This is a genomic window from Synergistaceae bacterium (assembly GCA_031267575.1).
Taxonomy (GTDB): Bacteria; Synergistota; Synergistia; order Synergistales; family Aminobacteriaceae; genus JAIRYN01.
The window spans coordinates 16,583-34,432 of record JAIRYN010000073.1 but is presented as its reverse complement, the minus strand read 5'-3'; the positions used below and the strand labels follow the sequence as shown (position 1 = coordinate 34,432).

Genomic DNA, 17,850 nt, shown 5'->3' with positions numbered 1-17,850 from the left:
CATCTTTGGGAGGGCATATCATGAAAACGAATGGCGCGCGGGTCGTGGCAAGGCTCGAAGAAATCTATCGGTGCGGGGAACTGAGCGATGGTTCTCATTCACGTCTCGCTTTTTCCGAAGAAGATCAAAAGGGAAGGAATCTGTTCGCCAGTTATTTCCGCGCGCTAGGACTCGAATGCGCTTGCGACGCGGCGGGCAACATGATTGCCCGGCTAGAGGGGCAAGAGCTAGAGGGGCAGAAGCCCCTTCCGGCTATTTTGATCGGCTCTCATATGGACACGGTCCCAGACGGCGGAAAGTACGACGGAGCGCTGGGCTGTGTCGCTGGGCTGGAGGTCGTGGAAACGCTTCTGTCCTCCGGCGAAAAGCTACTCCACCCTCTGGAGGTCATCGTTTTCGCGGATGAGGAAGGGGCGAGGTTTGGCAGTGGCATGATCGGCAGCAGCGCTTTTTGTGGCGCGCCGCTCGACGTTTTCTCACCGACGGTTGCCGACGGGGCGGGTGTGACTCGGGCCGAGGCTTTAGCGGCGTTTGGCGTCGATTGGAGCGGGTTGGAGAAAGCCGTCCGAGACAAGGCGTCTGTTTTTTGCTCTTTGGAATTGCATATCGAACAGGGCGCCTCACTCTTTCGGAACGGCGTCTCCATCGGGGCAGTGACCGCCATTGCCGGGGTCAAGCGCCGCGAAGTGACAATCATGGGACAAAAAAACCACGCGGGCAGTACACTGATGTCCGACCGGAAAGACGCCCTGCTGACGGGCGCGCGTTTCATCGCGTCGGTTCCAGAAGTCGTCACGGCTTGCGGCGGCGCCTATTCCGTCGCCACGGTGGGCATGATCGCGGTTCGCCCGAACGCGGTCAACGTCATTCCGGGAAGTTGCGTGTTCAGTTTAGAAATACGGGACGGGGAGTCTTCGGTGATCGAGCGGATCGATGAGGAACTCTTGCGCCGTCTAGCGGAAATCGCGAAGGCGAACGGAACGGACTATGTCTCCCAAATTGTCGCTTTCACTCCACCCGCGCCTATGGACGAGAGGGTGACGCGCGCCGTCGCGAAAGCAGCGGAGGACGCGGGGTATTCTTGTGCGCTCATGCCAAGCGGCGCGTTTCATGATTCCTTGATGCTGGCGAGGTCGTTCCCCTGCGGCATGATCTTCATTCCCAGCGTGAACGGAGTCAGTCATTCACCGGAGGAATTTTCCAAAGAGGAAGATATTCAGAAGGGCTGCGATGTGCTGCTGACAACGGTTCTAGACTTGGATAAATCGCCGATAGGCTAGACAAATAACTGAACCCCGTGTATGCGATGGCGTGATTAAGCTAACTTATAGAGAGCTAACTTATCAGGTATAGGCGCAGCTTGTCCAACACTTCGTTCAAATCCAGGGGTTTGCCTACGTGGTCGTTCATGCCGGCTTTGAGGCATTGGTCGATGTCCTCCCGAAAGACGTTGGCGGTCATAGCAATGACGGGTACCTGTTTCGCGCGAGGAAAACTCGAAGCCCGGATGCGCTGAGTGGCCTCGTATCCGTCTATCTCCGGCATTTGGACGTCCATGAAAATCACGTCGTACCGGTCGGGGGCGGCGGAGAACATCCGTACCGCCTCCGTTCCGTTTTTGGCGCAATCGATAACGAGGCCGGTAGGCTCCAGAAGCGACAACACGATCTCCCGGTTGAGCTCCATGTCTTCGGCCAGCAACGCGCAATATCCCGCAAAAAGGCCCCTTTCGTCCTGACTGAAATCCTCCGGTTCATCATGGAGTTTGTCCGCGTCCGTTCCGAGACATTCATCGATGCGCTCAGCAATGGCGGACGGAAAAAGCGGCTTGGATAAAAATTTATTCACGCCCACGGCTTTGGCCTCTTCTTCTATCGTGACCCAGTCCGTGGCGGAGATCATCATCACCACCGAAGACGCCGCACCCTGTTCCGCTATTCGTTTCGAGAGTTCCAATCCATTCATGTCCGGCATATTCCAGTCCACGAAGTAGACGTCGTAAGGACCGTTCGTTTCGACCTGCCGGAGGGCACCTTGGGCGTCCGATGCTAAATCGCAGGCTACGGCAAAGCGGCTCGCGATGTCCGCGAAACACTCCCGTGTTTCCAGAGCGTCATCCGCCGCCAGCAAACGGATAGGGCCCCATTTTTTCCCCTGGAGCGAGAGGTCGCGTTTCTCCGCATCGCGCCGGACTTGGAGAGTGAAGGAGAAAGTGGCCCCTTTGCCGAGTTCCGATTTCACACCTATCTCTCCACCCATCATCTCGACGATCCGCTTGGAGATCGCGAGGCCGAGCCCAGTACCTCCGAACTTTCGCGACGTGTTGCTATCGGCCTGCTCGAAGGGATTAAACAAACGTGATTGTTGCTCCTTGCTGATGCCGATGCCTGTGTCGGTCACCTCGATTCGGAGGGTGCAGAGCCCGTTTTTCTCTTTCCCTTTTTCTTTCTCTTTTTCTTCTTCTTTTTCTTCCTCCTCTCGCGTGAGATACGCCCCTAAGCGGATGGAACCCTGCGGGGGCGTGAACTTCACGGCGTTGGAGAGCAAGTTGGCGATAACCTGGGCCAGCCGTTGGTCGTCGCCAATCACCGTGGGAGGAATATCTTCATCGATGTGCACGGTGAGATCTTGGTGTTTTTCATCCACACGGAAGTTACTGACGTTCACCACCCTCTGGAGCATTTTCTCGAAGTCGAAGCTCACCGGCGAGAGAGTCAGTTTGTTTTCCTCGATCTTCGACATGTCCAAAATATCGTTGATAATTCCTAAAAGGTGCGTGGAGGCCTCCTCTATCCTGTTCAAGCAGTAGTTTTTCCGCTCCAGTTCAGAGGAAGACTTGGCTATAGAGGTCATACCGATAATGGCGTTCATAGGCGTGCGAATTTCGTGGCTCATGTTCGCGAGAAACTCGCTTTTCGCCCTCGCGCTGGACAAGGCGTCTTCCCTGACTTGAACCAGGTTTTGCGTCATATCGTTACGGACCAGGGCATTAGCGATCAAAAGGCTTCCGGATCTCAAGATACTTTCCTCATCCTTGGAAAATTCTCGCTCCTGGAGATGGTCGTCGAAGCTGACGAAACCCCAGAAACGATCCTGCAAGAACACAGGGATGACGAAAACGGACAAGATGCCATAGGGCAGCAGTCGCTCTCGATCCCTCTGGGAAAAAGAACGCAGCGAGCCATTGACGCATTGCCCGCTGGACAGGATCTTCTCCCAGTCAGGAAGGCTGTCGCGATACGAGAACTTCATGGGCTTCCATTCTTGTTCCCCTGCTTGCTCCCATTTTTGATTCAAGCCAGCTCTTTCTCTCCATTCGCACATCTGGATGTAATGCAGTACATCATCTTTTTCGATATTTTGCCAGATATGAACTTGCTGGACCTTCACGCAGCGGGCCATCATTTCCATGCTCTTTTGCAAAGCGTCCCCAAAGTCTTTCACATCCGACGTGAGCAGTTTCTCCGCCACGTCGTTCACCACACGGAGCAGTTCGTCTTGTTTGAGAAGCTCTTTGCTGACGGCTTCTGCCTTCTGCTTTTCCATCAGGTAGATCTTGTGTTGGAACATGACCACGAGACCGATAAAAAAGCCGGCCACAATGAAGGATTGAATGTTGTCGATAGTCTGTTGACAGCGACTTAGTTCCAGGACCAGGTCCGGAAATTTATAGCCCACGTAATAGCAGGAGGTGACTAAGGCGACGTGGACCGTTAGAAGAACGGCACGGCTTTTGCCTCGGGCTAGCAGAAAGATGGCGACGATGCTCACCACAAAAAACGCCGTCATTCCGCCATCCGCTCCGCCAAGAAAGAAAAACGCCGCCGGGAACAGGACATCGCCTAACAAGATCAAAGTGATCCATGTGGGCAGGGTACTTGAAGGGAAAGAATTGCAGGCGTACAGCAGAAAACCGATAACGAGCACGATGCCCAACATCACGAGAAATAACGAAAAAGGAAAGCCTACCACGAAGCGAATGAGCGTGACCACTAGGGCGGCGACCATGCCGACCGAGCAAGTCACGTTCATCATTCTCACGTCGAGAGGAAGGTCTTCCAAAAAGACGTATTTCTGTATCCAGGCACACAGTGTTTTCATTTCGCTCAAGTCCCTCTGGCTGCCCCCGGCCGGGCGGTGTTAGATGTTATCTGATCGCATGTTATCTGATCGCGTAGATCTTTCCGTCAGCGCTACCTAAGAAAAGTACACCTCCAGCAAAAGCCGGAGTCCCGTTGATGCCGCCCCCGGTGGAGAAGGTGAAACGCGCCGCGCCGCTGTTCCCGTCGAGGGCAAAAAGAGTTCCTTGGCCGCCGCCGACGAAGACCAATCCCTCGGCCGCCACGGGCGTCCCTACCACCGTGCCGCCTCCAGTCTCGAAGGTCCAAAGAATGCCGCCATTGTCTTTTGAGAGCGCCACGACCTTACCCTTGGCCGTCCCCACGAAAACCTTGTCACCCTCGACACAGGGTCGAGTCGTTACGGGGTCTCCCACGTTGGCCTTCCACTGGGGGATGATTCCTTGGATCTTGACGGAGTGCACGGACCCGTCCCAACTGGAGAAGTACACGTTGCCCTCCTCGGTCATTGGGGTATTGATGGGGCCCCCCGCGCCCCCACCCCAGTCTCGCTTGCCCGTTTCGGGATTTATCGCGCTGAAGAGGCCCCGCTGTTCCCCCAGAAAAATGAAGCCATTGGAAAAATAAGGAGCGTTGCGCAGCTCTTGCCCGGTGTCGTAGGTCCAGAGTGGTTTTCCGTTCGCTTCGGAAAGCGCCGTCATCTTGCCGTCTCCTTTGGAGAAAAAGACTTTGCCGTCGCCCACCGACGCGCCGTCCATCAGGGTTTCCGAGGCGTAGTCGGGAGGTGAGTATCTCCACAGTACCTTGCCGTTGGACAAGGAGAGCGCCGTTATTGTGCCCTCCGCCTGAGCGATAATCACGCTCTCACCCGATACCGTGGGCTGCCCCACGATGCTGCTCGTTCCGTTGTGGACCCAAGCCCTCTGACCCGACGCCACGTAGATGGCGTGAAGCGCGCCGGCGCTATCGCCCGCCAAGACTAATCCCCCCGCCACGGAGATGGAGCTGGAGATGGGGGATTGAGTGTCGTAAGTCCAGGCCAGTTTTCCGCTCCAGGCCCACCCCGGCGTAACGAAAATCGTCAACGCCATGATCGTCATAAACAAAAGGGAAAAAATCGATAAGCTTCGTTTCATCAAAAAAACCTCCTCCTCAGAAATATGCTGTCGCCATGGCGGCGACAGTCTTTTGGCGCTCCTCCATGCGGACAAAAAGCCGGTCTAACAAAGTCTGAACTCTGGCGTCGTTCTTGGGAAATCGGTCCCGGATACGCGTAAGCACGCCGCTGCTTTGCAGCATCTCCCAGGATGGGGCAAAGTTGACATCCAGAGACCAGGTTAATTGGATCAGCAAAAAATCCAACAGGGAAGAGGCGTTTTTGTACGACCCGCTCCATTGCGCTTCCACTTCGTCGAGCAGCGCGGCGGAAAGAGGCGCGTCGATCTTGTGGCGAGGCAACAGCTCTAGCACCGTTCCCTCGTCTATCCGGCGCGATACCAGGGCGAAAATATCTAGTTTGTCGGCGTCCCGGGCAAGCTGGCAAAAGGGCATAACTTGGGGCGTTATCTCGCCAGTATCGGGCAGCGCCTTTTTATTGTGCCATCTCACGGCCTCCAAGATCGCCATTTGGGCCTCCTGGTCCAGTCCGTCGCCGAGGTGTTCTTCCTTGAAGTCTCCTTCCTTGAAGTGCCCTTCCTTGGAAAAATTGGAAAAAGCGGAAAAAGCCGCGCGCAGCTCTTGATATCCCCGTTCTCCGTGGTCAGTAGAGGCTCCATCATAATAGGTTCCAAAGTCCCGGTACTGGCTGAAACGTCCCGTGTCGTGGAGAAGACAGGCCGCGATTCCTACCTGGGCTCGATCCTCCGGCCAGGCCAGGGCATCCATCAGCGTCGTGCCAATCTTCATGACGTCGTAACTGTGTTGGTACTTCAACCGGATCATGGGAGCTGACAAATCGAAAGATTGGACATACCGGTCAAAACCTTTTTTTACTTTTTCAAGATCTACAAACAAGCCACTCATCTCTTTATATTTAATCTTTTAATTTGTGAAGAATATAAGACATAATAAGATATAGAAAGGATATATTTCCAAGTTATTATATACTAAGCACGTTTGAAGGCGCATTTGAAGATTGAATTTGAAGATTGAAGCGGAACGAATAGGTTGGCTGTACTTAAAATTTCCGCTTAGAGAGCTCCTCGTTTCCTCAACTGTCCGCGGACAGCCGCGCGGATGAAAATAGCCGCAAAGATGGTCAAAATGGCCATGACAAGAAAAATCTGGGGGATGGAAAATCCCGCGGCCAGTAAAAAGCTGGTTCCCACGGCGGAAACCACCATAAAGAACGAGTCCGTGATGTTTGTGCAGGCGATGACCCCCGCCATGCGAGCCTCGTCTGTACGGCTTTGGATGATGGCGTAAAGCGGCACGATATAAAGTCCTCCGGAAAACGAGATAGCAAAGAGACTCGTCAGAACCGCCGCGTTTTGCCAGGAGGCTAGGAACGCTAAAAGACCTACCTCAGGGGTTTCAGGAAGCAGCGGAGGGCGCCGGCTCGCGAAATACAGGAAGACGCTGGCCACAGACATGGCCACAGCGGCCCAGGGAACGTGACGCCCCGATACCTCACCCTTCAGGAACCCGTTACAAGCCAGGGAGCCAAGGCCGATCCCAACGGAGAAAACAGCTAAAAACAGCGTGGCGACCTGTTCGTCCGCGCCAATGACCAGCTTGGCGTAAGTGGGAAATTGCGAAAGAAAAGTCGTGCCGACCAACCAAAACCAGGAAATTCCTAGAATAGAGAGGAAAATGTCCTTGTAAGGAAGGACGTCGGCCACGATTTTGTAGGTGTCTTTCGCGATGTGAGCCGAGAGTTTCAGATCGGGAGCGACAGGACGGGTTCTGGGAATATGCCGGCTGGACCACCAGCCCACCGTGGCGATGCCGACGACCAAAACGCTGACCAAATAAATGCCCCCCTGACGTAAGATGGAAAGCCCACCGAAAATTGTGCCCGTCAGGATGGAGAGGAATGTCCCCATCTGAATCAACCCGTTGCCGGCGATCAATTCGTCTTCGCTCAAATGTTGAGGCAGGATGCTGTACTTGAGTGGTCCAAAAAAGGTGGACTGCGCCCCCATCAAAAACAAAACAACCATCAGCCAGTAGACGTTCTCAAGGTAAAAACCCAGAGCGGCTCCTGCCATGACCACGATCTCCGCGATTTTAATGAGCTGCACTAGAAACGACCGTTCGTACTTGTCGGCTAATTGTCCCGCCGTGGCGGAAAAAAGGAAAAAGGGCAGGATGAAGACACCGCCCGCGACGTTGACCAGAATGCGGGAGTCATATCCGGCCTCCTCCGCCAGGCGATAGGTAATCAGCATCACCATAGCGCTTTTGAAAAAATTGTCGTTGAAAGCGCCTAAGAACTGTGTCAGAAAAAGCGGTAGAAAACGACGCGAACGAAAGAGCGCGAATTGATTTCGATTTTGCACAAGGCTCACCTCTTGTTGTATTAGCCGGCCAAGGAAAAAAAAACGACAACCGTTTTGATGTTTCACTCTTCTTTATCTCCTACTGCTCTATCTCCTACTTCTCTATCTCCTATTATCGCATGGCATCGGGATCCGTGAAGAGAAAAACTTTCCGTATACTCAACATAGATATGACAGTAGAAATTTTTAGATATAGCAGTAGAAATTTTTCGTCGTCGTTTTTCCATACCGGAGTAATATAATATAAAATAATTTGATCTCTAGATAAGGGGGAGTTAAAATGCCGAGATTTACGCTGCCGAGAGATGTTTACTATGGGAAAAATTCTCTGGAGGTATTGAAGACGCTGAAGGGGAAAAAGGCCATTATCGTAGTGGGCGGAGGATCCATGAAGCGCTTTGGTTTTCTGGACAAAACCGTCGCCTACCTCAAAGAAGCGGGGATGGAGACACAGCTTTTCGAGGGTGTGGAGCCGGATCCCTCTGTCGAAACGGTGATGAAGGGCGCCGAGGCCATGAGGGAGTTTCAGCCGGACTGGATCGTGTCTATCGGTGGAGGATCTCCCATTGACGCCGCCAAGGCCATGTGGGCCTTTTACGAGTACCCCAATACGACATTCGAGTCGCTCATAACGCCCTTCAGCTTTCCTGAGCTGCGCCAAAAAGCGAGATTCGCGGCGATTCCCTCCACCTCAGGAACGGCCACGGAAGTGACGGCGTTTTCCGTCATAACGGACTACTCCAAAGGGGTCAAATACCCTCTGGCCGACTTCAACATCACGCCGGACGTGGCCATCCTTGATCCGCTGATCGCCGAGACCATGCCGCCGACACTTACGGCTCACACGGGTATGGATGCTCTAACTCACGCGATTGAAGCCTATGTTTCCGTATGTCATTCCCCCTTCACCGATCCCCTGGCCTTGAAGGCGATCCAAATGGTGTTCGACTACCTGGTCTCCTCGTGGAAAGGAGACATGAGCGCCAGAGAACAGATGCACTATGCGCAGTGTCTAGCGGGGATGGCATTTTCCAACGCGCTTTTGGGGATCACTCATTCCATGGCTCACAAGACGGGGGCCGCGTTTTCCACAGGGCACATCCCACATGGTTGCGCCAACGCGATTTACCTTCCTTTCGTGATCAAATACAACGCGGTGAACGCGGCAAGCCGTTACGCGGACATTGCCCGCTTCGTCGGTCTGTCCGCCACGAGCGAGGCGGGTCTGGTACAGGCGCTTTGCGACAAAATCGACAAAATGAACAAGATTCTGGAAATCCCCGCGACACTCAAAGAGTTTGGCATTCAGGAAGCCGAGTTTAAATCGAAGCTGTCTTCGATAGCCGAGCTGGCGGTTGGGGATGCCTGCACGGGCGCCAACCCGAGGCCGATCACGCCGGCGGAAATGGAAAAACTCTTGAGCTGCACATTCTCAGGGAAGCTGGTGGATTTTTGAAAAACACGCGCCCGACATACCTCGTTCAACTCTCAGTTCAACTCTCATGGTATTAGTAATTCCATGTAGTCGAATTATAGTATTTTTCCCTTTTGTTTCGGGGCGAATGGGATAAACTATCAATGTCACGTCACACCGACGTGAAACAAACCAAAACACTCCTTGCTCAAATCCTTTCTTAACGGTCTGGGGCTGTATCCCTAGACCGTCCTTAATAGTATTTTTTCTCACATCAACCCAAGTAAGCGCGGGACGAAAAAGGCAATCGACGGGAAAAGCGCCACTAGAATGAGGATAATGAGCAATGACGAAATGTAGGGTAGGACGCCCCAAAGAGAACGCTCAATCGAAAGGTCGGCGATAGAACTCGCGATCAGAAGACACAGGCCGTAAGGCGGCGTTACTAGGCCGATGGCAAGCGTGATGACGGTTACGAGCCCCAGGTGAATCGACGATATTCCAAGGCTAGACGCCACAGGGAGCAACACGGGCGTGAAGAGGATCATGGCGGGAATCGCGTCCATGAACGTCCCAAGGAAGAGGAAAAACGCGATCACCATCAGCATGAAGACGTTCGCGCTCGTGATGTAGAGGGAAAAAAAAGTCGCAACGTGGTCTGCGACCTTGTAGTACCCCAGCAACTCCCCCAAAGCGCTGGCCGTGGCGAGAGCGAAGAGCGACAGAGAACTCAGCTTCAGCGTCTCCCGAAGGATTTCGGGCAGGTCCCTCAGTCTGAGGGTTTTGTAAACGAACAAACTGATGATCATAGAGTAAATCGAAGCGAAGGCGGCCGCCTCCGTGGGCGTGTACCAACCGGTGCTGATACCGCCGACAATGATGATGGGAGCAAGCAGAGCTGGAAACGATTTTCGGAAAAGCTGCCAGACTTCCTTCCGATTCGCTTTCTCGTAGATCGGGAAGTTCAGTCTTCGCCCCTTCCAGACGACGATCCCCATCATAACGATCCCGATCAGAATGCCGGGGACCATGCCGCTAATGAAGAGCGCCGCGACGGAGGCGTTGGTCAGGCCCGAATAGACGACCATTGGAATGCTTGGCGGAATAATGACCCCGATCGTCGAAGACGCGGCTGTTACACCGACCGATGTTTCTTTGTCGTATCCCGTCTCGATCATCGCAGGGATGAGCATGTTCCCTATTCCCGCGGTGTCCGCTTGGGCTGACCCAGAAACGCCCGCAAAAATCATCGACACCAAAATGTTCGCGTGAGCCAGTCCCCCGCGGATGTTCCCCATAGCGGCGATGCATAAATCGACCAGCATCTTCGTGATCTTACCGTGGTTCATCAGATTGGCGGCCAGCACGAATAGCGGAATGGCCAGCAGGACGAACGAGTTCAGACCATTGAACATTTTCATGAACACCGTGATGTTCGGCGTGAAGGGAATGCCGGCCACTCCCAGCAAGGAAACGATCCCGATAACAAAAGCGATTGGCACTCCCAAAAAAATCAGCAACACAAATAGCGCGACGTAAACCCACCATTCCATCAGGCGTTCCTCCTTAGCACAACTTGTAAGTCTTCGAGCATCAGCGCCATAATGTAAAATGACATCGTGAATCCCATGATCGGCAGGCAGAGCCACGTGTACCCCATCCTGATCCACGGCAACGTAATCCAGTTGTAGTTCCAGAACGTCCAGGTCACATTAACTCCGTAGAGGAACATGGGAACTGTGAAAGTCAGTAGTATCGCGCAGACGAAAATATCGTAAACTGCGGCCATTCGACCCTTGAAGTAATCCTTGAAAAAGGTGAAACAAAAATGCGCCTTATAATAGACCATTACGGACGCACCCATAAAGACCGCCCAGATGAACGAATAGTTGGCCAGCTCTTCCGTCCAGAGCAGCGGAATTTTCATATATCTCGCCATGATCTGGGCAAGTATCGCGGCAAAAAAGACGGCCAATAGTAACGTGCCAGCCGCTTCTTGTAAACGCACAACAATCTTCACGCACTTCTTCACAATACAGTCCCCTCCTATAAAACACAGGCCATCTAGGCTATTCAAGCACAGGCTATGAGCTCACCAATGCCAGGCTGCTACGTCCAAAATTACCCCTCCTTGCGAAAGGAGGGGTAATAAAATAAATGGAACAACCCCTGGAGTCTAGGTTATTGAGCTAGGTCTCTTATTGACTTTAGTTATTGAGCCAGGTCTCTTATTGACTTTAGGAAGGATTCCATACCAAGACGTTTGGCGAGTTCGTCCTGGATGGGTATGGCGATGGCGATAAAAGGAGCCTTATCAATCGTATTGACTTTAGCGCCGTCCGACAAAACGCGTTCCTTGGATTTGCCTAGGTCTTCGTAGGTCACTTTGCGCTCTTCCGCTGTGGCCTCTTCTAGCGCCTGCGTGATCCAGGCCCTCTGCTGATCGCTGTAGGAATCCCATTTTTTGCCGTTCATCAAAACCACACGAGTGGTGAAGTCGTGTTCGGTCTCCGTGATGAACTTACCGTTGGCGGTCTTATGATGGTCGAGAAGGCTGAAGTTGGTGTAGTCGTTCTCCGCGGAATCCACGATTCCTTGCTGGAGAGCTTGATAGAGTTCACCCCAGGCAACTTGTGTGGGAATCGCGCCGGTTTTCTTCCAGAAATCGGCGACGACCCCTGACATCTGCGTGCGGATCTTCATTCCCTTCAGATCGTCGACCTTCTCGATCGGCTTTTTACCGTAGTAGTTTCGCACACCCGCGGACCAATAAGCGGAGATACGGAAGGTGTTGTTTGATTTTTCGTTGATGATTTTGGCAAGCGCCGCGCCGGGCTCTCCATCGACAACCTTCTCCCAGTGGGTAAATCCGCTAAAGAGGTAGAGGAGTGAGAACATGTCCACTTCGGGAATACCGATTTTCGTCATGAATCCGGGGGACACGACAACGACATCCGCCGCGCTGAGCTGGATTTTCTCGACAAGTTCGTCTTCATTGGTGCCAATGGTCCCAGCGTGCACATCAACGGAAAATTCCCCGTTTGACAGTCTCTCCGCGGCTTCCTTGAACTTGAGCATCCCATACTGGTACGGATTCTCCTGCGAGGTCTGGTTGTGAGCGACCACAAGTTTGACGGGCGCAGCAAACGAAGCGCTAGCGGCAAAAACAAGCAAAATCGCAAATAGTGAAACGAACTTTTTCATAACAACAACCCCTCCCAATGAAATATGATGAATACAAATGAACTTGACATACTCCCACCACTAATAAAGTGTAGGATTCTAAGATCGACAAAGACAGTCGACTGAAACCGGTCTCACGTTTTCTCCTTTAAGAGTGGATGTCCCCTAAGAGTGGATGCCCCACTCTGAGAATATTTACAGCCACATCAGTATCCCAGTCGTATTCCGCTCCGCATTTCACGTTAATAAGTTATTGAAGAAGTTTAACATGAAAGTAGACATATGACAAGAAACCAAATACAAAACAAACGCCGCCGTTGGCGGTGTTGCAATTCCCATCCCACAGCTGAAACCGTTGGCTTTCTCAGCGCTTTACCGTAAAAAATGTCGGTGAAAAACAGTGTCTCTAATTATAGCTTATATAACTTAAATTCCCCGAATATTTTCTATTTGCCTAAATAAGAGGCCCGAACTTCGTCCATTTCAGCGATGTCGGAGGCTTTACCCGATAAGGTGACCCTTCCCGTCTCCAGCACGTAGACGCGATCCGCCAAAGAAAGCGCCATGTTCGCGTTTTGCTCCACTAAAAGGACGGGCGTTTCCATTTCCTTCAGTTTGAGAATCGTGGAAAAAACCTCTTCCACCAGAATCGGAGCGAGGCCCATAGAGGGTTCGTCCAGCAGAAGCAGACGACAGTGGCTCATCATGGCCCGACCTATGGCGAGCATCTGCTGTTCGCCTCCCGATAGCGTTCCCCCAACTTGACTTAAACGTTCTTTAAGGCGGGGAAAGATGGTAAAAATGTTTTCGAGATCCGCTTTGAAGTTCTGCTTGTCATTCCGGGTGTAGGCGCCGAGTAGAAGGTTTTCCTTCACGCTCAAAGGGGCGAAAATCAACCTGCCCTCCGGCACATGGGATATGCCGAGTTTTACGATGTCGTGGGGAGGTTTACCAACAAGATCGGTGGAGCCGTAGAGGATCTGTCCCTGCCGGATGTCGGCAAGCCCCGATATCGCCCGAAGAATGCTGGTCTTTCCAGCCCCGTTGGCCCCGATCAACGCGACGATTTCCTTTTCTCCCACGAAAAAGGACACCCCCTTGACCGCCTCTATAACGTCGTAGTTCACTGTCAGGTTTTTGACATCCAGAAGCATCTAGAAGTTGCCTCCTTTTCCCAGGTAGGCCTCGACAACCGTCCGGTCGTTTTTGATCGCGTCCGGAGGCCCACCGGCGATGATCCTGCCAAAATTCATCACCGTGATGTCATCGCACAGCGCCATTACTAACGCCATATGGTGTTCGATCAGAAGCACCGTCAGGGCAAATTCGTCCTGGATCCACCGAATGTCTTCAATCAATTGGTCGATCTCCTGAGGGTTCATTCCCGCGGCGGGCTCATCCAGCAGGAGTAGCGTCGGGGAAGTCGCAAGCGCCCTGGCGATTTCGAGACGCCGCTGCAAACCATAGGGGAGGCTGCTCGCCTTTTTGTCCAGGTGAGACAAAAGCCCCAGTCGCTTCAGAAGAGCGATCGCCTTGTCTTGAATTTCTTTCTCTCTTCGCCTCATGACGGAAGTTCGGAACAACGCGGACATCAATCCATATTGAACGCTCCGGTGCAAAGCGATCTCGATGTTCTCCAAAATCGACAAATTTTTGAAGAGCCTGACGTTCTGAAAGGTTCGCCCTATTCCGGCGGCGGTAAAGTCGTGAATTTTTTTGCCGACCATATCCTTGCCCTCAGACCACTCCTTGCCTTTGAAGAGAATACTCCCCTCCGTCGGACGATAGATACCCGTGAGCATGTTGAAAACCGTCGTTTTCCCTGCCCCGTTGGGGCCGATAATCCCGTAGAGCCCGCCGGACGCGAGATTAAGGTCGAATTCACTCACAGCCTGCAACCCGCCAAATCGAATCCCGATCTTTTCGACCTTCAGCAGATATTCCTTCTTTTCGACCTTCAGCAAATATTTCTTGGAAGACTTTGCCGACGTTATCTTGGTCATGGCGTTTCCCAACCGTTCTCCGAAAGAGCGTCGCGCTCTACATGAGGAATAAGAAAAGGAAATTCTTTTCCGCCGCAGATGCCAGTGGGGCGATAGAGCATCATCAACACGAGAACGATACCATAGATGACCAAGCGCCAACCGGCTAGAAAGCGTAAAGCCTCAGGAAGAATCGTCAAGAGAGAGGCTCCGACGATGGCGCCGCTCATGGTGCCGGCGCCTCCCGCGTAAAGATAAACGAGGAAGTCCGTCGAACGAATGTAGTTGAACTGATCAGGGTGCAAAAACCCCAGAACATGGGCAAGCAGAGCCCCAGCGACGCCGGCGATCATCGCGCCGAGGACGAAAGCCTGCACTTTGTATCGTGTGGTGTCGACTCCCATCGTCTCGGACGCCAGCTCGTCCTCGCGGATAGAGACGCAGGCTCGGCCGAAGGAGGAATGGATGTAATTTCTCATCAGCCACACGGTAAGACCGAAAAACACGACGATCCATCCGAGCGTGCTGTACCTAGGAATGCCCGTAAAGCCACGGGGGCCGCCTACCTGGGGAATGCAGCGAATGATGGCGCGCAAAATTTCCCCGAACGCCAAGGTCACGATGGCCAGATAATCTCCTTTCAGCCGTAATGAGGGGCGCCCGATGAGATAGCCGCAGATTCCCGCGACAATCCCCCCTACCGCAATACTCAGCAAAAAAACGAAGGGCTTCACGTAGACGGAAAGAGGAGGAAAATTGAAAAGAAGGGTGGTCACAGCTCCTGAGGAATAAGCGCCGACCGAAATGAAGCCCGCCTGACCGATCGAAAATTGCCCCGTGATGCCGTTGATAAGGTAAAGTCCCAGCGTCACCATACCGTTGATTAAGGCAAACATCAAAACCTGAAGCCAGTAGTTTTTGACGTAACCTGCCTGACGGAGCTGGATACAGACGAGGTAAAAGACGAAAAGCCCTAACGCGGGGGCGTAATCTTTGATTTTTGCCACGATCATTCTTGTTGTCGTTTTTTCCATGATCATACCCTAATCATACTTTATTTATCATACTTTAATCATACTTTATCTAATGGAGCTTTGCCTAAAAGACCCGAAGGTCTGAATAGCAAAACGAGGATCAGCACGACAAAACTCGATCCATAACCCAGTTCGGAGTAGACCGCGGTCGCGAAAACCTCGATGATCCCCATCAATAGACCTCCAAGCACGGCACCCGGAATTGATCCAATCCCTCCGAAGACCGCGGCGATGAAGGCTTTCGTCCCTAGCCAAACCCCCATTAAAACATCAATCATCGGGTAGGTTAGTGAGTAGAGAACCCCTCCAGCTCCAGCAAGGGCGGCTCCGATGAAAAACGTAAAGGAAATGACTCGATTGACATCGATACCCATCAGAGCGGCCGCGTCTTTGTTATAGGCGACGGCGCGCATTGCCCTGCCCATTTTTGTATACTGGACCAAAAAAATCAAAAGGACGAGTAGTACGCTGGAGGCTACGATGTTTGTGACCTGGATCGTGTTGATAGACGCTTGTCCCCATAGGTAAAAGTGACGCATGGGGATAAGTTCGGGAAACCGTCTGAAATTAGGGCCGATAAAGGGAACCATGCGAGGGAAATTTTCAAGAAAAATGGAAACGCCTATCGCCGTGATCAGCGCCGAAAGACGCGGCTTGTTGCGTAACGGGCGATAAGCCAAGCGCTCTATGAGAATACTCAAGATAGCGGGGAAGAGCATCGCGGTGATGATGGCCGGGAAAAATCCGACGCCTGTGAGATTAACCGCAAAAAAAGCTGTAAAAGACCCGATCATCACGAAATCGCCGTGGGCAAAGTTAATGAGATTGATGATGCCGTACACCATCGTATAACCCAGAGCAATCAACGCGTAAATAACCCCAAGCTGAACTCCATAAACCGACAGTTGAATCAATTGTTCCATGGAAGGTATTCTTCCTTTCAACCCACGTCTCAATCAACGTCAGACCCAACGCAAAATTTATCGTAAAATGCGACAATGGCCGATATTTTGACCATTGTCGGACAAGTGTATTCGGAGGACTTCAGGGATTGATCGTAGTAACGTAAGACGTTTTACCGCCTTTGTACATCACGATAACAGCAGGTTTCTTGGGGTTTCTTTCTTCGTCAAATTCAATGACGCCTGATGGGAGTTCCAGCTTTGTTTTGGCGATGGCGTCACGGATGGCGGCCCCTTCCAGAGAGCCTGCGGTCTCAATGGCTTTGTAGACAATATTGAACGCCTCGTAAGAGAGGACCGCGTTGGAGTTCGGGACATCGTTGTAAGCGACTCTATAGGCCTCGACGAATTTCTTGGCCTGTGGTGTGGTGGATTCGTGAGAAAAGGCGCAAGAATACGCCGCGCCCTCTTCTGCTCCATTGGAAATCGTCACGAGGTCTGGTGTGTCCCATCCGTCTCCGCCGATCAAAGGAAGAGTTATGCCGGCGCTGCGGGCTTGATGCATTTGGAGTCCGCTCTCGAAGTAGGTGTTGGGCATGAAGAGAATTTCGGCGTCGCTGGCCTTAATATTGTTGAATTGAGCGTTGAAATCACGAATATCGCTGCCGCCGTAGGCCTCCACGATAACGACCTTTCCTCCGAGTTCCTCGAAGGTTCGGGTAAAAAATTCGGTCAGCCCTTTGGAAAAATCGTTGCCATTATTGTAAAGCACAGCGGCTTTACGAATCTTTAGATCGTCATAGGCGTACTTCGCCATTACCGCTCCCTGGAAAGGATCAATGAAACAGGCTCGGAAGATATAGTCTCCGACCTGAGTAACCTTTGGGTTCGTGGGGAAGATCGTCATGACGGGGATGCCCGCGGACTGAGCGATAGGACCTCCCGCCAGCGCCGTGGAGGAAGACTCCGGACCGATGATGGCCACAACCTCGTCCTGGTCGATCAGTTTACGATATGCATTGGCCGTAATTTCGGGTTTGTTTTCATTATCTTCATAGATGAGTTCGAGGGGGAGCTTCTTGCCTCCGACATTAATCGTCATATCGGGGGTCAGTTCTTTCAAAGCCAACTCCACGCCCGTTTTGCAATAAGCTCCATACATAGCGGCCTGCCCGGAAATCGGCAATACAATTCCGACGCGAACCACGTCCGCGGCCCAGGCTCTGGAACACAAAAACAGTACAACAATTCCGGCGATCGACAAAAACTTACGCATTATGAAATCGATCCTTTCAGCGTACTAATACCTACTTAGAACAAGTAGATACGTTTCGCGTAATATTTCTTTGACTATGAAGCCAAAGAAAAAGCCGAATCTCGCAAAGCTAGCGAAAATATTCCACAAGCGCCATTGTAGCACGATCTACAAAAATATTTTCATCACAAATATTTTCAATACAGTAGGGGCACACAGTACAGTAGGGGCACACAGTCTCTACACACAAATATTCGAATGCCCAGGGCAATAGCCACCGCGCGGCTTTGGTTTTCGGTTTTAACGTCAGTAGCTGTCAGCAGCTGTCAGCAGCTATTGGAACGCGTATAAATCACCTAGCAGAATCTAGAATCAATCGTAAATTCCGCCTTCATCGGCCCACCTCCTTATTTTCGAAACGCGCAATCCTATGACTTACGCCGTTTGACGCACAATACATAATTTTGCCATGACACATTACAAGATTTTGTAATAGTTTAT

At 52.2% G+C, this 17,850-nt stretch carries 14 protein-coding genes; 2 read left to right on the top strand and 12 right to left on the bottom strand.

Translation table 11 applies throughout. From position 1 onward, the window contains the following. Window positions 1-20 precede the first annotated feature (20 nt). Window positions 21-1,280: a Zn-dependent hydrolase gene (locus tag LBJ36_11840; GenBank protein MDR1379723.1), complete on the top strand. Its 1,260-nt coding sequence runs from the start codon at window positions 21-23 to the stop codon at window positions 1,278-1,280. Window positions 1,281-1,335: 55 nt separating this feature from the next. Here the strand turns inward: LBJ36_11840 and LBJ36_11835 are convergent, their stop codons facing one another. From LBJ36_11835 to LBJ36_11820, 4 genes are all read right to left on the bottom strand, one after another. Then, entirely contained in the window at window positions 1,336-4,101 is a 2,766-nt protein-coding gene (locus LBJ36_11835) for a response regulator (protein MDR1379722.1), read from the bottom strand. A 61-nt stretch (window positions 4,102-4,162) separates the two neighbouring features. Then, window positions 4,163-5,215 carry a PQQ-binding-like beta-propeller repeat protein gene (locus LBJ36_11830; GenBank protein MDR1379721.1) on the bottom strand — a complete coding sequence of 351 codons (1,053 nt, stop codon included), beginning with the start codon at window positions 5,213-5,215 and terminating at the stop codon, window positions 4,163-4,165. Between the two features lie 16 nt (window positions 5,216-5,231). Then, entirely contained in the window at window positions 5,232-6,092 is an 861-nt protein-coding gene (locus LBJ36_11825) for an HD domain-containing protein (GenBank protein MDR1379720.1), read from the bottom strand. Window positions 6,093-6,268: 176 nt separating this feature from the next. After that, window positions 6,269-7,579, bottom strand: a complete 1,311-nt coding sequence (locus LBJ36_11820; GenBank protein MDR1379719.1) for an MFS transporter — start codon at window positions 7,577-7,579, stop codon at window positions 6,269-6,271. A 280-nt stretch (window positions 7,580-7,859) separates the two neighbouring features. On the opposite strand from LBJ36_11820, the gene LBJ36_11815 reads away from it, so the two are divergent. Beyond that, window positions 7,860-9,035, top strand: coding sequence for an iron-containing alcohol dehydrogenase (locus LBJ36_11815; protein ID MDR1379718.1), 1,176 nt, complete (start codon window positions 7,860-7,862; stop codon window positions 9,033-9,035). Between the two features lie 227 nt (window positions 9,036-9,262). On the opposite strand, the gene LBJ36_11810 is transcribed toward LBJ36_11815, so the two are convergent. The 8 genes from LBJ36_11810 to LBJ36_11775 form a co-directional block, all read right to left on the bottom strand. Then, complete coding sequence (locus LBJ36_11810; GenBank protein ID MDR1379717.1) at window positions 9,263-10,546, bottom strand: TRAP transporter large permease; 1,284 nt, start codon at window positions 10,544-10,546, stop codon at window positions 9,263-9,265. Next, on the bottom strand, window positions 10,546-11,025 hold the full coding sequence (locus tag LBJ36_11805; GenBank protein ID MDR1379716.1) for a TRAP transporter small permease subunit: 480 nt from the start codon (window positions 11,023-11,025) through the stop codon (window positions 10,546-10,548). The genes LBJ36_11810 and LBJ36_11805 overlap by 1 nt, the downstream gene beginning before the upstream one ends. Window positions 11,026-11,204: 179 nt before the next feature. Next, window positions 11,205-12,197 carry a TRAP transporter substrate-binding protein gene (locus LBJ36_11800; protein MDR1379715.1) on the bottom strand — a complete coding sequence of 331 codons (993 nt, stop codon included), beginning with the start codon at window positions 12,195-12,197 and terminating at the stop codon, window positions 11,205-11,207. 425 nt (window positions 12,198-12,622) lie between these two features. Beyond that, a complete protein-coding gene (locus tag LBJ36_11795; GenBank protein MDR1379714.1) occupies window positions 12,623-13,330 on the bottom strand; it encodes an ABC transporter ATP-binding protein in 708 nt (235 codons plus the stop codon). Continuing rightward, window positions 13,331-14,179 (bottom strand): ABC transporter ATP-binding protein, encoded by an 849-nt coding sequence (locus LBJ36_11790; GenBank protein MDR1379713.1) that lies wholly within the window; start codon window positions 14,177-14,179, stop codon window positions 13,331-13,333. Continuing rightward, window positions 14,176-15,192, bottom strand: a complete 1,017-nt coding sequence (locus LBJ36_11785; GenBank protein ID MDR1379712.1) for a branched-chain amino acid ABC transporter permease — start codon at window positions 15,190-15,192, stop codon at window positions 14,176-14,178. The genes LBJ36_11790 and LBJ36_11785 overlap by 4 nt, the downstream gene beginning before the upstream one ends. A 38-nt stretch (window positions 15,193-15,230) precedes the next feature. Then, on the bottom strand, window positions 15,231-16,115 hold the full coding sequence (locus LBJ36_11780; protein ID MDR1379711.1) for a branched-chain amino acid ABC transporter permease: 885 nt from the start codon (window positions 16,113-16,115) through the stop codon (window positions 15,231-15,233). Window positions 16,116-16,236: 121 nt separating this feature from the next. Continuing rightward, complete coding sequence (locus tag LBJ36_11775) at window positions 16,237-17,370, bottom strand: ABC transporter substrate-binding protein (protein ID MDR1379710.1); 1,134 nt, start codon at window positions 17,368-17,370, stop codon at window positions 16,237-16,239. Between the last annotated feature and the right edge of the window lie 480 nt (window positions 17,371-17,850).